Source organism: Armatimonadota bacterium (assembly GCA_031459855.1).
GTDB lineage: Bacteria > Sysuimicrobiota > Sysuimicrobiia > Sysuimicrobiales > Humicultoraceae > Fervidifonticultor > Fervidifonticultor primus.
The window spans coordinates 1,593,249-1,609,604 of the sequence record JAVKHP010000001.1 but is presented as its reverse complement, the minus strand read 5'-3'; the positions used below and the strand labels follow the sequence as shown (position 1 = coordinate 1,609,604).

Annotated in this window: 14 protein-coding genes; 9 read left to right on the top strand and 5 right to left on the bottom strand. The window is 72.7% G+C overall.

The genetic code is table 11. The features are described 5' to 3' along the window. Position 1: 1 nt before the first annotated feature. Genes menD through QN157_07320 form a run of 3 tightly spaced genes read right to left on the bottom strand, consistent with a single transcriptional unit; the run spans position 2 to position 4,173 of the window. Positions 2-1,795, bottom strand: a complete 1,794-nt coding sequence (menD, locus tag QN157_07330) for a 2-succinyl-5-enolpyruvyl-6-hydroxy-3-cyclohexene-1-carboxylic-acid synthase (protein MDR7555404.1) — start codon at positions 1,793-1,795, stop codon at positions 2-4. Further along, positions 1,792-3,327: an isochorismate synthase gene (locus QN157_07325; GenBank protein ID MDR7555403.1), complete on the bottom strand. Its 1,536-nt coding sequence runs from the start codon at positions 3,325-3,327 to the stop codon at positions 1,792-1,794. Before QN157_07325 ends, menD begins: the two co-directional genes overlap by 4 nt. Before the next feature lie 3 nt (positions 3,328-3,330). Continuing rightward, entirely contained in the window at positions 3,331-4,173 is an 843-nt protein-coding gene (locus tag QN157_07320) for a TetR/AcrR family transcriptional regulator (protein MDR7555402.1), read from the bottom strand. 458 nt (positions 4,174-4,631) lie between these two features. Between QN157_07320 and QN157_07315 the strand changes: the two genes are divergently transcribed. Then, positions 4,632-5,966, top strand: a complete 1,335-nt coding sequence (locus tag QN157_07315) for a hypothetical protein (GenBank protein ID MDR7555401.1) — start codon at positions 4,632-4,634, stop codon at positions 5,964-5,966. A gap of 206 nt (positions 5,967-6,172) precedes the next feature. Here the strand turns inward: QN157_07315 and QN157_07310 are convergent, their stop codons facing one another. Next, entirely contained in the window at positions 6,173-7,096 is a 924-nt protein-coding gene (locus tag QN157_07310) for a dihydrodipicolinate synthase family protein (protein ID MDR7555400.1), read from the bottom strand. Positions 7,097-7,249: 153 nt separating this feature from the next. Continuing rightward, entirely contained in the window at positions 7,250-8,107 is an 858-nt protein-coding gene (locus tag QN157_07305; protein MDR7555399.1) for an inositol monophosphatase family protein, read from the bottom strand. Between the two features lie 396 nt (positions 8,108-8,503). Here QN157_07305 and QN157_07300 point away from each other — a divergent pair, with 396 nt between their 5' ends. From QN157_07300 to QN157_07265, 8 genes are all read left to right on the top strand, one after another. Then, positions 8,504-9,013, top strand: coding sequence for a GNAT family N-acetyltransferase (locus QN157_07300; GenBank protein ID MDR7555398.1), 510 nt, complete (start codon positions 8,504-8,506; stop codon positions 9,011-9,013). Between the two features lie 92 nt (positions 9,014-9,105). Then, positions 9,106-9,693, top strand: coding sequence for a histidine phosphatase family protein (locus tag QN157_07295; GenBank protein ID MDR7555397.1), 588 nt, complete (start codon positions 9,106-9,108; stop codon positions 9,691-9,693). A 192-nt stretch (positions 9,694-9,885) separates the two neighbouring features. After that, positions 9,886-10,878, top strand: coding sequence for a threonine/serine dehydratase (locus QN157_07290; GenBank protein ID MDR7555396.1), 993 nt, complete (start codon positions 9,886-9,888; stop codon positions 10,876-10,878). 30 nt (positions 10,879-10,908) lie between these two features. Continuing rightward, positions 10,909-11,892, top strand: coding sequence for a uroporphyrinogen decarboxylase family protein (locus QN157_07285; protein ID MDR7555395.1), 984 nt, complete (start codon positions 10,909-10,911; stop codon positions 11,890-11,892). Between the two features lie 162 nt (positions 11,893-12,054). After that, positions 12,055-13,644 (top strand): ABC transporter substrate-binding protein, encoded by a 1,590-nt coding sequence (locus QN157_07280; protein ID MDR7555394.1) that lies wholly within the window; start codon positions 12,055-12,057, stop codon positions 13,642-13,644. Positions 13,645-13,705: 61 nt separating this feature from the next. Then, positions 13,706-14,653 (top strand): ABC transporter permease, encoded by a 948-nt coding sequence (locus QN157_07275; protein MDR7555393.1) that lies wholly within the window; start codon positions 13,706-13,708, stop codon positions 14,651-14,653. 69 nt (positions 14,654-14,722) lie between these two features. Beyond that, positions 14,723-15,628 carry an ABC transporter permease gene (locus QN157_07270; protein MDR7555392.1) on the top strand — a complete coding sequence of 302 codons (906 nt, stop codon included), beginning with the start codon at positions 14,723-14,725 and terminating at the stop codon, positions 15,626-15,628. Positions 15,629-15,771: 143 nt separating this feature from the next. Beyond that, complete coding sequence (locus QN157_07265; protein MDR7555391.1) at positions 15,772-16,167, top strand: plastocyanin/azurin family copper-binding protein; 396 nt, start codon at positions 15,772-15,774, stop codon at positions 16,165-16,167. Positions 16,168-16,356 lie beyond the last annotated feature (189 nt).

Sequence of the window (16,356 nt, the reverse complement as noted above, 5' to 3'; positions counted from 1 at the left end):
ATCACCTCGTCGACAGGCCGGCGCCGAGCGCCTCGGCTGCCGCGGCCCAAATCTCCTCGTGCAGGCGCACGTTGCGCGCCCGGTCGGTGCGCACCTCGACGATCCACAGCCCCGACCCTGCCAGCCCGGCGCGCACCTGGGCCCGGAACGCGTCCCACCTCTCGAAGGCGGCGTACGCCGCGTCGTACAGCGCGGCCGCATGGCGGAACGCCAGCCCGTGGGGCGTGCCGAAGAGGGGCTCGAAGTAGGCCGGGTACGCCGCCTGCGGCATGAAGTTGAAGATCCCGCCGCCGTCGTTGTTCAGCAGCACGATCGTGGCCGCGAGCCTGTGCAGCCGCGCCGCCAGCAGGCCGTTCATGTCGTGGTAGAACGCCAGGTCGCCCAGCACCGCCACCACGGGCCCCGCTGCGGCCGCGGCCGCGCCCAGGGCGGTCGAGACCAGCCCGTCGATGCCGCTCGCGCCGCGGTTGCCCAGCACGCGCAGGCGCGTGCCCACCGACGGGAGGAACGTGTCGGCGTCGCGCACCGGCATGCTGTTGCCAACCACCAGCAGCGCGCCATCGGGCAGCAGGTCGGCCAGCTCGGCGAAGACCCGGCCGTCGAAGGGCTCTGCGACCTCGCGTAGACGCTGCGCCGTCGCCTCGCGCGCCGCGCGGCCGAGCGCGAGCCACCGCGTGGTCCACGCATCGCGGGCGGGAACCGGGCGACGGCCGTCCAGCGCCGCGACCAGCGCATCGCACACCCGGCGCGGGTCGGCGGTCACCAGGTCGCTAGCAACCCGCAGCGGGTCGCTCCAGCCGCCGTCGTCCACCACGATCTGTCGCGCGCGGGCATGCCGCTGCAGGTACTGTTGTAATGGCCGCGACGCCGGCAGCCCGCCGAAGCGCACCACGACGTCGGGCTCGAGCGCCGCCGTGGCGGCCTCCGCGCGCAGCACGAGGTCGTAGGCGTCGACCACCAGGCGGCGGTCGTGGGGGCCGCAGCGCACCTGCGACAGGGGATCGGCCAGCACCGGCGCCTGCAGAGCCGCTGCCAGCCTGGCCACCGCGGCCGGGAAGGCCGGGTCGTCCTGCGGCCCGCAGACGATCAGGGCCCTTCGCGCCGCCTCCAGCGCCTCGACGAGCGCGCGTACGGCCTCGGGCTCGACGGCGTGCACCCCGCGCACGACCGCCGTGTAGGGCCGGCCGCCCTCCCGCCCCACCCACGCCACGCCTGCACGGTCGTCGTCTGGCGGCAACTCGTGGGGGGCCGGCTGGGGCACCAGCGGTTCCCGGAACGGGAAGTTCATGTGCACGGGCCCCGCCGGCGCCCCAAGCGCCACCGCCACAGCCTGCGCCGCGAGCTGACGCGCGTAGCGCAGCATCGGCGCGGTGGCCAGGGGCGGGGCCACTTCGGCGAACCATTTGACGTGCACGCCGAACAGCCGCAGCTGGTCGATCGTCTGGTTCGCGCCCGCATCCCGCAGCTCGTGCGGTCGGTCGGCGGTGAGCACCACGAGCGGCACGCGGCCGAAGCGCGCCTCCACCACCGCCGGGAAGAAGTTGGCCGCGGCGGTGCCCGACGTCGAGACCACGGCGACCGGCGCCCGTGCCGTCCGGGCCAGTCCCAGCGCGAAGAACGCGGCCGCGCGTTCGTCGATGTGCGTCCAGACCTTCAGCCCCGGCTGCCGCGCGGCCGCGATGGCCAGCGGCGTCGAGCGCGAGCCCGGGCACAGGCACAGGTGCGTCACCCCGGCCCGCACGAGCTCGTCGACCACCGCGCCCACGAACGCGTAGGTGGCGTTCTCGGGGATCATCGACAGCCCGACAGCGCCGCAGGCGCCTCCAGCGCCTCGGCCAGCGGCCGCAGCTTCAGGCACGACTCGGCGTACTCGGCGTCGGGGTCCGAATCGGCCACGATCCCGCAGCCGGCGAACAGGGTGGCGCGGCTACCGCACAGCAGCGCCGAGCGGATGGCGACGGCGAGCTCCCCGTCGCCCGTAGCGTCCACCCACCCGACGGGGCCGGCGTACCAGCCCCGCTCGAAGCCCTCGCGCGCGGTGATCCAGGCCAGCGCTGCGTCTCGTGGGACCCCGCCCACTGCCGGCGTGGGGTGCAGGCGGCCTGCCAGGTCGAGTAGCCCGTACCGGTCGCGCAGGCGACCCTGCACAGGGGTGTAGAGGTGCTGCACGTTCGAGACGCGCAACAGCCGCGGCGCAGCGGCTACGGCCACTTCGGCGCACGCAGCGACCATCGCCTCGCGGATCGCGTCGACGACCACCGCGTGCTCGATCCGGTCCTTCGGGCTGGCCAGCAGCGCCTCGCCACGGCGCTGGTCGTCATCGGGCGTTGTCCCGCGGGGCGCCGATCCGGCCAGCGCGCCCGTTGCCACCATGCCATCGCGCACGCGCAGCAACCGCTCGGGCGTCGCCCCGAGAAAGCACGTGTCTCCCCGCGCCACGGCGAACAGCGTGCAGTCCGGATAGCCCACCTGCAGACGGCGCAGGGCCGAGGTGGCGTCCACGCCGATGCCGTCTACGGTCACCGCCCGCGCCAGCACCACCTTGCGCAGCTCGCCACGCTGCACCGCTGCCGCGGCATCGGCGACGAGCGCCTTCCAGATCGCAGCAGGCGGGTGCTCTTCTGCAAGCGATGCGGTCCGCTGCCTCAGCCGGCGCGGGCTGCCCACGTCCCCGGGCGTTCCTGCAGCCGGCGCGTCGCCCGTGTGGTGAGATCCCACGAGGCCAGTACGCCGGCCGGGGCCGGCCCCGGGCGGCGCTACCGGCTGGGTCGGATCGTCCGGCGCAAGGAGCGCGGCAAGCTGCTCGACCGCGCGTCGCGGCGCCTCTTCCCCCTCCGGTGGCACGAGCACGCTGAGGATCGCTTCCATATGGGCACCCTGCGTTCGCACCGTGAGCGCGGGAACCACGAGCAGACCGGGTGGGAACGCCGCCCATGCGGGCTGCTGTACCACCTGGGGCGCGAAGGCAAATCCACCCAGAGCCACCGGACCGTGCACGTCACCGGCACCGCACGACTGGGCGAGACAGCGCCGCCAGGCCTCGCCCGCCGTGGCGAACCGTCGGTCGCCACCTGCCACGACCTCCCAGGCGACGCCCAGCCCAACGATCGACAGGTCGTCTGCCGGACGCGCCCACAGCAGCCGTGTGGTCACCAGGCCCTCGGCGCGCGCGAAGAGCGTCACCGGGTCCGCGGCGGGCGCGGGCGCCGAGGCCCATGCCAGCACCGGTCGGCCGGAGCGTCGGGCAGCGCTGCGGGCCCGCGCGAGCGCGTCCTCCAGGCGCGCCAGCAGCAGCACGGAGGGCGTGGCGAGATGCGCGCGTTGCATTCCTCAGGAGACTCCGCGCCCGCGCGCGACGTCGCGGCCCTGTGCCGCGCCAGGACCGCTGCCCTCAGGGACGCTGCGATGCTCCAGCGTGTCGTCGTCGGTGACGTCACCGCTGGCCCCATCGGCGCCGCCGCTCGCCCGGTCGACGTCGCCGATCCTCCCCTCGGCGCCGCCGCTCGCCCGGTTGACGCCCCCGCCCGCCCCACCGGTGTCGCCGCTCGCCCCCTCGGCGCCGCCGCGCTCCACGACCGGGGCCCCGATGCTGCGCAGCAGCACTGTCCGCAGCGCGGGCAACGCCGCCAGCAGGTCGCGCCCCGCTGCCAGCTCCTGGGTGAGCACTTCGTTGATCGCGCCGATCCAGGCCATGGCCGTCACACGGGTATCCTGCGGGGGAATGGCTCCCTCGACCACGGCGCGCTCGAGGTGGCGCTGGATGAGGCCCGCGAACCGGCGGTGGATCCCGAGCCGACTCTGCTCGAACTCCGGTCCCAGCGCGGCCGCCTCGATGAGCAGGATGCGCGCGAGCTCCCGATGCGCGGAGGCTACCTCGAGCACCACGCGCAACGCCGCCTCGACCTTGGGGAGCGCGCCGTGCTCTGCGGCGATGGCCGCCTCGACCCCGGCTTCCATCATGCCCGCCAGCTGGTCCAGCAGCTCAAGGAAGATGCCCTGCTTGCTCGGAAAGTAGTGGTAAAAGGCGCCTTTCGACGTGCGGGACGCGGCCACGATGTCGTCCACGGTGGTGCCGTGGTAGCCCCGGCTGGCGAACACGTCCAGGGCCGCCTGGATCAGCCGCTCCCGGGTACCGACATCGCCGGCCGGCCGGCGCGCCGCACGCGTGACCATCGCATGACCCCTTCCGCTCCTGTGCCGGGCCCCTTGGCGGTTCGAACCCTGCGGGGCAGCTCGCCAGTCCGCCGGTGTCCACCTGGTCGGACGCGCCGACGACTCGGATCGCATCCGCAAGTTCCAACCCTGCGGGGCAGTTGCCCGCATCCCACCGGTCAAATTCGTCCCGGCAGGCCACCCGCGGGCACCAGACCGACGCGTCGGTCTGATCCTACCCGATCGACCACGCACGACGCAAGCCCGCCGCATCAGGAGCGCAAGTGCTCACCGCCAGGGAGGCCCATGGAGTGTTCGGGCATGCCCCACCCGGCAGGCGTCGGGCGGCCCAACGGCCAACTTCACCCCGAGGGAGAGCGTCCAAACCCTGCCCGACGGGAGGCCCTTATGTCCTCGCCCACCCGACCGCTGCCAGAGGTCCGGTTCGCCACACGGTCCAGGCTCGACGGGGTGTCGTGATGTCCCCGGCCACCCGGGTGTCGGCCCAGCAGCAGGCTGCGGTCGACCGCGTGGCCGCGGCCCACAGTGCGGAGATGCGTGCGGTGCACGCATTGGGCGCTGTCGTCCTGCTGGTCGTCGTCGGCGGCTACACCCTCGCCGTCCGCCCCTGGCTGCACCTGCGGGCGGCGACACGCGGGCTCGAAGCCGCCGCGGCTGCGGCAGAGCGCGAGGCGCTCCGGCTGGAACGCGACCACGAGGCCACCCGCGAGGCCGCCGAGGCGCTCGCGGCAGCACGTCGCGTGGCGACCATGGGGCCTGACCGGCTGCGGCGCGAGATCGCGCACCTGGTCGAGCAGGGGCGCGCGCTGGAGCCCGACGATCCCTACAAGGCCGCAGTCCGCGTCACCGCCGGGCCCGCAGGTCCTGCCGCGGGCGGCGAAACGGTGCCCGTCGAGGAAGCGGTGCGCAAGGCGATCGGGCGCCACGTCGAGCAGATCGGTCTGGCGGTCGAGACCGCAGCGGCGCCGCTGCTCGCGCGCCCCGACCTGCCTGCGGCGCTGCGCGCGCTCGTGACGGAGACCCAGGCGGCCATCGGTCCCGCCACGGTGGCGCTCCACGAGGCGATGCTGCAGGCGTTCGCCCGGTACCCCGACTTCTGGCGGCAGTGGGAGCAGGAGCCCGCACTGTACGCGGGGGTGTCGCCTGAGGCGGGAGACGCGGCACGACGCATCGACGACGCGCTCGCGCGCGCGCTACGCCAGCTCGCCGCGATGAGCGCGACGTTGCAAAACCAGACGCGGGCTTACCGTGATCGCGCGGGGGACCTCCGCGAACGCCACCGCCAGGCCGCGCACCGCCTCGCCGCCCTCCGCGCCGGCAGCGCATGGATGCCGCTGGGCCTCGACGACGGGGTCCGCCTCTACCCGCTGCTGGCAGGGGCGCTCGCGCTGACGCTCTACTACCGCCTCCGGCGGGCGCTGGCGGTGCGGCGCGACCTCGCCGACCTCGAGCCCGACCGGTTCGCGCCGTCGTGGCTGCTCGTCGGACCGCGCATGCCGGGGCGGTGGTGGGCGCTCGCGCTGCTGGCGGTGCCGATGGCGGCCGCGGTCTCCGTGGCCGCGGTGCTGCTCGCCGATCGGTCGGTCTTCGTCACGCCTGCGGGCGAGTGGAGCCCGGTCGTGACCGCCGGCTACGCCATCCCGTACACTGTCCTCGGCCTGCTGAGCATCGTCGAGTGGGCCAGACTGGCTACGGGGCAGCGCGACGCGACCGCCAGGCGAGCGGCCGGCAGCGTACACCCTCCCGCGGAGCAGGGGTCGCCTCGCCCCGCGACCGCAAGCGAACGCCGATAACGTCTACCGGTCCTCGGGCGGCAGAGGCTAACAGCCACGGCATCGTCCGCCGGGGTTGCAAGCCGTGCAGTTGCGTCCCAACGCCCCTGGGCGAGCGGTGGCCGCGCTGGTCGAGCAGTTCAAGCGCGACGTTGCGTTCCAACGCCCCCTGAGCGAGTGCGCTGCGCCGCCGGCACCGTGAGGACACGGCGGCCACGGTGTTCGAGTCACCGCAGCAGTCCGGCCTCGCGCAAGATGCTTTCCACCGCGCGGGTCTCGTCGTCGCTGGGCGGGCGCACGGGCGGGGCCGGCGGGCCCGCAGCGACCCCGAGCAGCGTTAGTGCGCACTTCAGCCCCACGATGATCCCGGTCTGGGGAACCTCGTTCCGCACGTCGTAGAGACGGGCCAGGGCGGCTGCACGCTCCTGATGCCGTCTGCTGCGCGCCCAGTCGCCGGCCACCGCCGCCTCGTAGGCTGCCACCAGGTCTCGCCCGGCCACGTTGCCCAGCGACGGCACCGTACCCTGCGCCCCGATCAGCACCGCCACGTCCGTCAGGTGGTCGGTGCCCAGGAGCATGCGGAAGTCGCGGCCGCCAGCGCGCAGCGCCAGCACGGCGTTGCGGAACGCCGTGACGTCTCCCGCCGAGTCCTTCAGCCCGACCACCTGCGGGTGGGCTGCCAGCTCCTGGCAGGCCGCGAGCGTGATGGGCACCTTGGTGTTCTGGGGGATGTTGTACAGCAGGACCGGGAGCGGAGTGGCGTCCACGATCGCCCTGAAGTGGGCCACGAGCTCACGCTCGCTTGGCAGGTAGTAATAGGGCGTGGTCGCCACCACGACGTCGGCGCCGAGATCGGCCGCCAGCCGGGCCCGCGCCACGGCCAGGGCCGTGGTCGGCGCGATGACGCCTGCCAGCAGCGGGAGCCGTTCCCGCAGGGCCTGGCTGGCAGCCCCCACCAGGCGACGCCACTGGAGGTCGTCGAGGGCAGCTGCCTCCCCGGTGGTACCGGCCACGAAGATCCCATGGATTCCCTGGGCCACGAGGAAGTCCACCAGCTGGTGCACCCCGCGCTCGCTGACGGTGCAGCCGTCCTCCTCGAAGGGCGTCACCACGGGGACGATGATGCCGTGCAGTCGCGTCCTGTCGAACACCGTGTTCCTCCTCAAACGTCCATGGGCGAGCGTACGGAGCGTCCACGGCGAGGTGGATGCACATCCTCGCCCTCCCAACCTACCGCGACCCAGCGGGCTTCCCGCGCAGCCAGCTGCCGGGGCCTCCACGGTCGTGCGACATCGCGCGACCGGTCAGCCCTGGCCAGGCTCCTCGCGGGGCCGCCCACCGAGCACCGCCAGCAGGGCGTCGTGGACTCGGCCGTTGCTGGCCAGGACGTCGCCGTCCGGACCGCGCAGGGCGCGCCCCTGCAGGTCGGTCACGCGGCCCCCCGCTTCCTCCACCAGCAGCACACCTGCGGCCACGTCCCACGGGTGCAGGCCGGGTTCCCAGAACGCCTCGAGGCGCCCCGCCGCCACCAGCGCCAGGTGAATGGCCGCTGCGCCCATGATGCGCACCTCCTGGGCGTGCCGCATGACCTCGGGGATGGCGGTCAGGCACTGGCTCCGGGCCGGTTCGCCCGGCAGCCCGGTCGCCACCAGCGCCTGCGTCAGGTCGGCGATCTCTGAGACGGCCAGGCGGAGCGGCGCGCGATTCCGCTGGAGCAAGTAGGCACCACGCCCGCGCTCGGCCACGTAGAACTCGTGCAGCGGCGGCACGGCGACCACGCCGCACTGCACCTGACCGGCAACCTCCAGGCCCAGCGAGATCGCAAACCAGGGCACGCCGTGCGCGAAGTTGGTCGTGCCGTCGATGGGGTCGATCAGCCAGCGGGGCGACGCCGCTGCGTCCGTGCGCGCCTGCCCCGCGTCGTCGCGGCCTGCGGCTTCCTCGCCCAGCACCCGATGGTCGGGAAACGCCTCGCGCAGCCTGCGCGCAATGAGCGATTCGGCCTCGCGGTCGGCCCGCGTCACCAGGTCGGCGGGGCCCTTCAGCCGCACCTGTTTGGCCGCGGCCGGTTCGGGCAGGATGCGCATCACCAGATCGGCTGCTTCCCTGGCGATCTGCAGTGCCCGCTGGAGGGTGACGGAGGCGTTGGGTGGCAGTACCACAGAAACCGTGCGATCAGCGTCCACGAAATGATTGTTCGACAGAGGGGCAGCCGGCGGCCTGCTCCTGCGGAGTGCCTTGTTTGTTCACAGTCAGCCGACGGGGAGGAGAGGCCGTCCGGGGGTGCAGCCTGGGGACGGAGTACCGGGCTCCTGCGGTGAGCGCCCGGTACAGGGCTTCTCGCCGCAGCCGTAGGAGCCACCACCCGGCGCGCGGACCGTCGGCCTCCAGGGGCTACGGGCCTCGGGGGCGCGCGGCGACCGGCCGTTTCCGGCTCGGGGTCGGGGCCACGCAGGAGTCGGCTTCCCGGCCAGCGCCAAGGGCGGCGGCGACCAAGAAGCCGTCCGGGCCACGCAGGAGTCGGCTTCCCGCGGCCGAAGGCTTCATCCGGACCGGCCATGGCCACCACCCGCGCGCGCCCCGACGTGATGCCACTCGACTGCGAGATCCGCCCGGCGACCGCCCGCGACGTGCCCGAGATCGTGGCGCTGTGGGGCGAGCTGGCGCACCACCATGCCGGCCTCGACCCGGCCTTCGCGCCGTCGGCCACCTGGCAGGACGAGTATCGCTACTTCCTCCGGTCGCTGCTGGGGCGCGACGACGCGCTGGCGGTCGTCGCCGTCCGCGACGCGCGCGTGGTCGGGTACGCGGTGGGGCGCCTGACGCTGCTGCCGGGATTCTTCGCGGAGCGGCGCCGCGGCTACATCCACGACGTGGTCACACGCCCGGCGTACCGGCGCCGCGGCGTCGGCCGGCGCCTGGTCGAAGCGCTGCTCGACTGGATGGCGCAGGCCGGCGTCGCCACCGTGGAGCTCACGGTGGCCGTGCGCAACACCGAGGCGATCGGGTTCTGGGAACGCCTGGGGTTTACGCCCTACATGCTACACTACAGGCGCGCTCTGCGCTGACGGCTCCGCCACGCCAGCGTCCGTATGCACCGGCTGCACGACACCTCGCCTCCCGACGGAGTCGCCGGCCGCGCCGCCAGCGGGTGATCTCCGTGGCCGCGCTCGGCCTGCGTCCCGTCCGCACGCGCCTGGTCCTCCTCTGCCGGGGCCCGGTCGACTGGGCCCAGGCGGGCGGGGAGGACCCGCTCCTGTCCGCGAGCGGGCTGGCCGCCGTCGAGGAAGCGGCCGCCAGGCTGCCGGCGTTCGCCCAGATCGTCGCCAGCGCGCAACGCGCGGCCCGGGAGACGGCCGAGGTCCTCGCGGCCATCCGCGGCGTGCCGGTGGCGTGGCGCGACGACCTCGACGAGCTGCGGGCCGCCATGCCCATCACGGACGCGGCGGCCTACGCTGCGTGGATTGACGACCTGTTCGCCGGCGCCGCCGGCGGCGGTGAGTCGCTCGTCGACGGCGCGCAGCGGTTGACCTACGCGTTTATGGGCATCGGCGACCGGTTCCACGGCCGGTCCACCCTGGTGGTCAGCCACCCGGCGGTGCTGGCGGCGTTTTGGGCCGCGCAGCGGGGCCGCCAGCCCGTCCGCGAGGACGTGCTGGGCATGCCCGACCTGGGCACGGCCGTGGTGGACTACGTGGAGGGCCGGTTCTACCTGGTGGAGGACTTTCCCGTGCGACGGGACGCCTGACGTGTACAGGGGATCGCAGCGCGCCCGGAGGATCGCGACGTCTACAGGGGATCGCGAGGCCGACGCCCGGCTGGCAGGCGAGGGGGGTTCTCCCATGCTGCGACCTGCGCAGGGCGTGGATCACCGCCACGCCCAGCCGCCGGCACTGGGCAAAAGGGGTTCCCTCGCGATGCGACCTGTGCAGGAGGATCGGTGACGGACCTGCGCCCCCCGACATTCGCCGATGTGCTCGACGCCCGCCGGGTCATCGCGCCGCACCTGCGGCGCACCCCGGTGGTCACCTCGCCGCTGCTGGACCGGGTGTTGGGCTGCCAGGCCTTCGTCAAGTGCGAGAACGTCAACCCCACGCGCGCCTTCAAGGTCCGGGGCGGCATCAACCTGATCGCACGCCTGACGGACGAGGAGCGGCGGCGCGGCGTGATCGCCTCGTCCACGGGCAACCACGGGCAGTCGGTGGCCTACGCGGCGCGGCTGTTCGGCGTGCCCGCCACCATCGGGGTGCCGCGCAACGCCAACCCCGTCAAGCTGGCGGCGATGCGCGATCTGGGCGCCCGGGTCGTCGAGGTCGGGCGCGACTTCGACGAGGCTCGCGAGTGGGTCGAGCGCACTGCCATCGCCGAAGGCTATCGCTACATCCACTCGGCCAACGAACCCCTGCTGATTGCCGGCGTGGCCACCATCAGCCTGGAGCTCCTGGAAGACGTGCCCGACCTGGAGGTCGTCGTCGTCCCAGTGGGCGCGGGCTCGGGCGCCTGCGGCCACTGCATCGTCGCCAAGACCCTGAACCCCCGGATCGAGGTGATCGGCGTGCAGGCCGCCGGCGCGCCCGCCGTGGCCCGGTCGTGGCGGGAGCGCCGGATGATCCCGACCGCCGAGGTCGCCACGAAGGCCGAGGGCCTGGCGAGCCGCGTGCCCTTCGAGCTGACGCTGCGGATCCTGTGGGAGCGCCTGGACGACATGGTCCTGGTGACCGACGAGGAGATGGAGGAGGGGATTCGAATTCTCCTCGAAACGACCCGCCAGGTGGCCGAGCACGCCGGCGCGGCGCCCGTCGCGGCCGCCAGGCGCCTGCGGGATCGCCTCGCTGGCCGGAAGGTCGGGCTGATTCTCAGTGGCGCGAACATCACCATGGAGGCGCTGCGCGCGATCCTCGCCCAGGCGTCGGACGGGGCGCGGGTGCCGTGAACGCGCGTGCAGCGAAAGGAGTGGAGATCGGTGACGAAGCGCGAACGGGTGTACGCCGCGATCGACGGGAAGCCGGTCGACCGCCCCCCCGTGGCGCTGTGGCGGCACTTCCCGCAGGAGGACCACAAGCCGGACCTGCTGGCCCAGGCCCACGTGGCCTTCTTCACCACCTACGACTGGGACTTCCTGAAGATCACACCGGCCTCGTCCTTCTACGGTGACGACTGGGGGCTGCGGTCGGTCTACCGCCCCAACCGCGAGGGCGTGCGCCACTACACCGACCGGCCCATCAAGAAGGAGACCGACTGGCCCAAACTCAAGCGGCTCGACGTCACCGCCGGCGCCCACGGCCGCGAGCTGCAGACGATCCGGCTGATCCGCAAGGCCCTGCCCGACGAGATCGTGCTGGCGTCGGTGTTCAGCCCGCTGACCATCGCCCGCAGCCTGGCCGGCGAGACCGCCCTGCTGCGCTACCTGCGCGAGACGCCCGACGAGATGCACGAGGGCCTCGACATCATCGCCGAGGCCACAAGCCGTTTCGCCGAGGAGTGCCTGGCCGCCGGGGCCGACGGCATCTTCTTCGCCACCCAGTGCGCCTCGACGGCCTACATGACCATCGAGGAGTACGAGGAGTTCGGGCGCCCCTACGACCTGCGGGTGCTGGACGCGGCGCGCCACGCCGAGATCATCCTGCTCCACATCCACGGCGAGCGCATCATGTTCGAGCAGCTCACCGACTACCCCGTGAACGTCATCAACTGGCACGACCGCAAGACGCACCCCAGCCTGGCCGAAGCACGCGAGCTCTACTCCGGCACCCTCGCCGGCGGGGTGGACAGCATGGAGACCATCGGCGGCGCCTCCCCGGAGAAGGTCATCGCCGAGGTGCGGGACGCCATCGCCCAGACCAAAGGGCATCGCCACATCGTCACCGCCGGGTGCGTGATCCCCATCGACGCGCCCGACGCCAACCTGCGGGCGGTGCGTCAGGCCGTGGAGGTCGTGCAGGCGTAGAGCGCCTCGGCGTCGCCGCGCCAGCGCCACGCGGGCGCTCCCGGGGCCGCGGGCGGTGCGCAGCAGGAGTTGGCGGGCCGTTCGTGAACAAGCCCTCAGCAACCGGTCCGCAGTCCACGCACGCCGAAGACCGCACGCTGACCACCGAGAGGGGGGAAGGGCATGTCGCAGGTCGATCGGCTCGCTGTGGATTTCTGGACGGGCAGGCTGTCGCGCCGCGCGTTCCTGGCCCGGGCCGCGGCCCTGGGCCTGTCGGCCGGATTCGTGGCCGACGTGCTGGCCGGACGCCTGCCACCCGCCGCGGCGGGGGCCGTCGAGCCCCGGCGCGGCGGCACGCTGCGCGTGGCGCTCGACGGCGAGATCGATACGATCGATCCGCACAAGTCGGTCACCATCGTGGGCTTCCAGGTCTACACGCAGATCTACGAAGGGCTGGTGCGGGCCAACCCGACGCTGGACGGCATGGTCCCGCTGCTGGCCGAACGCTGGGAGCAGCCCAACCCGACCACGTACGTCTTCCACCTGCGCCGGGGCGTGCGCTTCCACAACGGCAAGGAGTTCAAGGCCGAGGACGTGGTGTTCACCTTCGAGCGGGTGATGGACCAGCGGTTTGCCTCGCCGCGCCGGCCCGACTTCCTGCCGGTGAAGGCCCTCGAGGTGGTGAACGACTACACGGTGCGCTTCGTGATGTCGGCGCCGTTCTCGCCGTTCATCTCCAAGCTGGAGACCCTGCGCATCGTGCCGAAGCTCCCGGGGCACGACTTCGCCCGCCAGCCCATCGGCACCGGCCCGTTCCAGTTCGTCGAGTGGGTCTCGGGCCAGCACATCACGCTGCGGCGCAACAACGCCTACTGGCAGGAGAGCCTGCCCTACCTGGCCGGCGTGCAGTTCCGGCCCATCCCCGAGCCCGCCACGCGGGTGGTGGCGCTGCGCACCGGCGACGTGGACGTCCTGAACGCGGTGCCGCTCAAGGACGTCAGCACGCTGGAGCGCGACCCGAAGATCAAGGTCTATCGGCAGATGGGCGTGGTCCGCGACCACCTGGGGTTCCACATGCAGCGGCCGCCGTTCCAGAACAACCCCAACCTGCGCCTGGCCCTGGCCTGGGCCGTCGACCGCAAGACCATCGTGGACGACATCCTGTTCGGTCATGCCAAGCCCGCCATGGTGCCCATCCCCGAGAGCCACTGGGCCTTCAACCCCAAGGTGCGGGGAGCCCACGGCTACGACCTGGACCGGGCGCGGCGCTATCTGGCCGAGGCCAACCCCCGGCCCAGCGAGATCAGCGTCAAGGTCTCGCCCACCTACCCCGACCAGATCAAGATGGCCGAGCTGTTGCAGGCTTCGCTGGCGCAGCTGGGCATCCGGCTCAACATCGTCCAGCTCGAATGGTCGACCTGGATCCGCGAGGTGGTCTCGCAGGGGAACTACGAAGCGGAGATCGTGTTGATCTCGGGGGGCATCGACCCCGACGACTTCTTCTACCAGTGGCTGAAGTCGGGCCAGGTGTTCAACATCTGGCGCTACGCGGACCCGCGCATGGACGAACTGCTGGATCGGGCCCGCCTGGCCACCAGCCAGCGCGAGCGGCAGGCGCTCTACCACCAGATCCAGGAGAAGCTGGTGGCCGACGCGCCCATGACCCACATCGTCTACCGCGAGTCGGTGATGCCGGTGACCGCCGACCTGCGGGACTTCGTCATGACCGGACGCTACGACATGGACTTCCGGCGCGTGTGGTTGGCCCGCTGATCGCCCGCCGGCCCCGCGGCGGGGAGGAGGCCGTCGCGACCTCCTCCCCGCCTCATTCGCCGTGACTCGTTACCTGGCCGGCCGTCTCTTCCACATGGTCCTGGTGCTGTGCGGGATCTCGGTGGTGGTCTTCGTCATGTTGAAGCTCACCCCGGGCGATCCCGCGGCCACGCTGCTGGGCGTGCAGGCCACGCCGGAAGAACTGGCCCGCGTGCGCCGCGCCATGGGCCTGGACCGGCCGTGGATCGTGCAGTTCGGCCTGTGGCTGGGCCGGGTGCTCCAGGGCGACCTGGGGGTCTCGTACATCAGCCGCAAGCCCGTCGCCGAGCTGATCCTCACCCGGTTCCCCGTCACGCTGGAGCTGACGCTGGTGGCCATGCTGGTGGCCGCCGCGATCGGCATCCCCGCCGGTGTGATCTCGGCCAGCCGGCGGTACACGGGCCTGGACTACTCCATCACCTCGCTGGCGCTGTTCGGCGTCAGCATGCCGTCGTTCTGGTTCGGGATCCTGCTCATCCTCCTCTTCTCCCTCTCCCTGGGCTGGCTGCCCGCGTCGGGCTACGCGCCGGTGGCCCGCGGGCTGGGCGAGCACCTGCGGCACCTGGCGATGCCCGCGCTCTCGCTGGGCCTGTTCCTCGCAGGGAGCCTGGCGCGCTTCACGCGGTCGTCGATGGTGGAGACGCTGGCCCAGGACTTCATCCGCACGGGCCGCGCCAAGGGGCTCGCGGAGCGCGTCGTGGTCTACAAGCACGCGTTGAAGAACGCCCTCATCCCCACCGTCACGGTGCTGGGCCTGCAGTTCGGCTTCCTCATGGGCGGCGCGGTGATCATCGAGCAGGTCTTCGCCTACCCCGGGGTCGGCTGGCTGGTGCTCATCGCCGTCTCGCAGCGCGACTACCCCGTGGTGCAGGGGGTGGTGTTGGTGGTGGCCGCCGTCTTCGCGCTGGCCAACCTGCTGGTGGACGTCGCCTACACCTGGCTTAACCCGAAGATCCGCTATGGTGGGTAAGGCTTGGACCGCCCATACGCCCGGCGGCCGCGGCGATGGCTGCGCGGCCGCCGAGGCCGGGTAGCGCCCATGGCCCGGGAACTCGCGACGCGGGAGCGCGACGCGGCCGTGCAGCAGTGGCCAGCGTACCGCCCGGCCGGCACGCTGACACGCGTGTGGAAGATGCTGCGCCGCCACCGGCTGGCCGCCGCCGGCCTGGTCGTCGTCGGGCTGCTGGTGGGCTCGGCAATCTTCGCCGACCTGGTAGCGCCCTACCCGCCGCTGCAGATCGCGATGCCCGAGCGCCTGCAGCCACCGTCGCTGCGCCATCCACTGGGCACCGACGACTTCGGCCGCGACGTCCTCTCCCGCATCATCCACGGCAGCCGCATCTCCCTGCAGGTCGGCGCCATCGCCGTGGGCATCGCCCTGAGCGTGGGCGTCGTGCTGGGCATCACCGCGGGCTACGTGGGCGGCCGGACCGACAGCCTCATCATGCGCGCCATGGACGTCGTCCTGGCGTTCCCGGCGATCCTGCTGGCCATCGCCATCATGGCGATCCTGGGCCCGGGCACCGTCAACGTCATGATCGCCATCGGCATCGTCTACATCCCCATCTTCGCTCGGGTCGTCCGGGCCAGCACCCTCCAGGTGAAGGCCCAGGAGTACGTCGAGGCCGCGCGCGCCCTGGGGGCCTCCGACGGCCGCGTCGTCCTGCGGCACGTCCTGCCGGGCACCATCGACACCGCGGTGGTGCAGGCGTCGCTGTCCCTGGCCTTCGCCATCCTCGCCGAGGCCGCGCTGTCGTTCCTGGGGCTGGGCACCCAGCCCCCGACGCCCTCGTGGGGCGCGATGCTGGCCCAGGGCCGCGAGTGGATCGAGCGTGCCCCCTGGCTCACGCTCTTCCCCGGCGCCGCCATCTTCGTCACCGTGCTGGCCCTCAACGTCATCGGTGACGGTCTGCGCGACGCCCTGGACCCGCGGCTGCGGATGTAATGCCGATGTCAGCCCGCCCGCAGCCACGGCGGCGTCGGCCCCGGCACGGCAGGACCCGCGGCTGCGGATATACTCCTGATGTCAATCGGGACAATTTTGTGCTATGGTAATTGAGTGTTTACCATCCGCGTGATCCGCCCCGCATGACCTCCCCGCAGCGCGCCCGGTGGCTGGCCATCGTCGTGCTGACGCTGGTCGCCGGCGCGCTGCTGTTGGCCCCGCGGTGGGTGCCCCAGGTCGGCCCGGTCACCTCACGTTGGTGGCGCGCGTGGCTGCCGGCGCGGGGCGCGGAGATCACCGTAGAGGTGACCGACAACCGGTTCCTGCCGGCGACGCTGCGCATCCCGGCCGGGGCCACGGTCACCTGGATCAACCGCGGAACCCTCATGCACACCACCACCGGCATCGACGCGGGGTGGGACGGCGTGCTGGCCGTCGGCCAGCGGTTCTCGTTCACGTTCACGCGCGCCGGGACCTACCGGTACCTCTGCCGCCCGCACGTGCTCAACGGGATGCTGGGGACCATCGAGGTGCACTGACACTCCAGGAGAGGAGGTGCGCGCACCGAGGACCGCCAGACGCCCGCAGGCCATCGCGCCCGCGGTGGTGTCGGAGCGGTCGAACACGTCCGGTCGGCCGCCTGAGCCTGCGCTGACGACTGGCAGTGGCGGCAGGGCGGCCGAACACGTCCGGTCGGAGCGGGGCTCCGACCGGCCATCTTGGGGGGG

What these genes read in the sequence shown, in the direction of transcription:
- QN157_07280 (MDR7555394.1), top strand. Translation starts at nt 12,055, where the DNA reads ATGTCGCAGGTCGATCGGCTCGCTGTGGATTTCTGGACGGGCAGGCTG.
- QN157_07300 (MDR7555398.1), top strand. Translation starts at nt 8,504, where the DNA reads ATGGCCACCACCCGCGCGCGCCCCGACGTGATGCCACTCGACTGCGAG.
- QN157_07265 (MDR7555391.1), top strand. Translation starts at nt 15,772, where the DNA reads ATGACCTCCCCGCAGCGCGCCCGGTGGCTGGCCATCGTCGTGCTGACG.
- QN157_07315 (MDR7555401.1), top strand. Translation starts at nt 4,632, where the DNA reads ATGTCCCCGGCCACCCGGGTGTCGGCCCAGCAGCAGGCTGCGGTCGAC.
- QN157_07325 (MDR7555403.1), bottom strand. Translation starts at nt 3,327, where the DNA reads ATGCAACGCGCGCATCTCGCCACGCCCTCCGTGCTGCTGCTGGCGCGC.
- menD (MDR7555404.1), bottom strand. Translation starts at nt 1,795, where the DNA reads ATGATCCCCGAGAACGCCACCTACGCGTTCGTGGGCGCGGTGGTCGAC.
- QN157_07270 (MDR7555392.1), top strand. Translation starts at nt 14,723, where the DNA reads ATGGCCCGGGAACTCGCGACGCGGGAGCGCGACGCGGCCGTGCAGCAG.
- QN157_07320 (MDR7555402.1), bottom strand. Translation starts at nt 4,173, where the DNA reads ATGGTCACGCGTGCGGCGCGCCGGCCGGCCGGCGATGTCGGTACCCGG.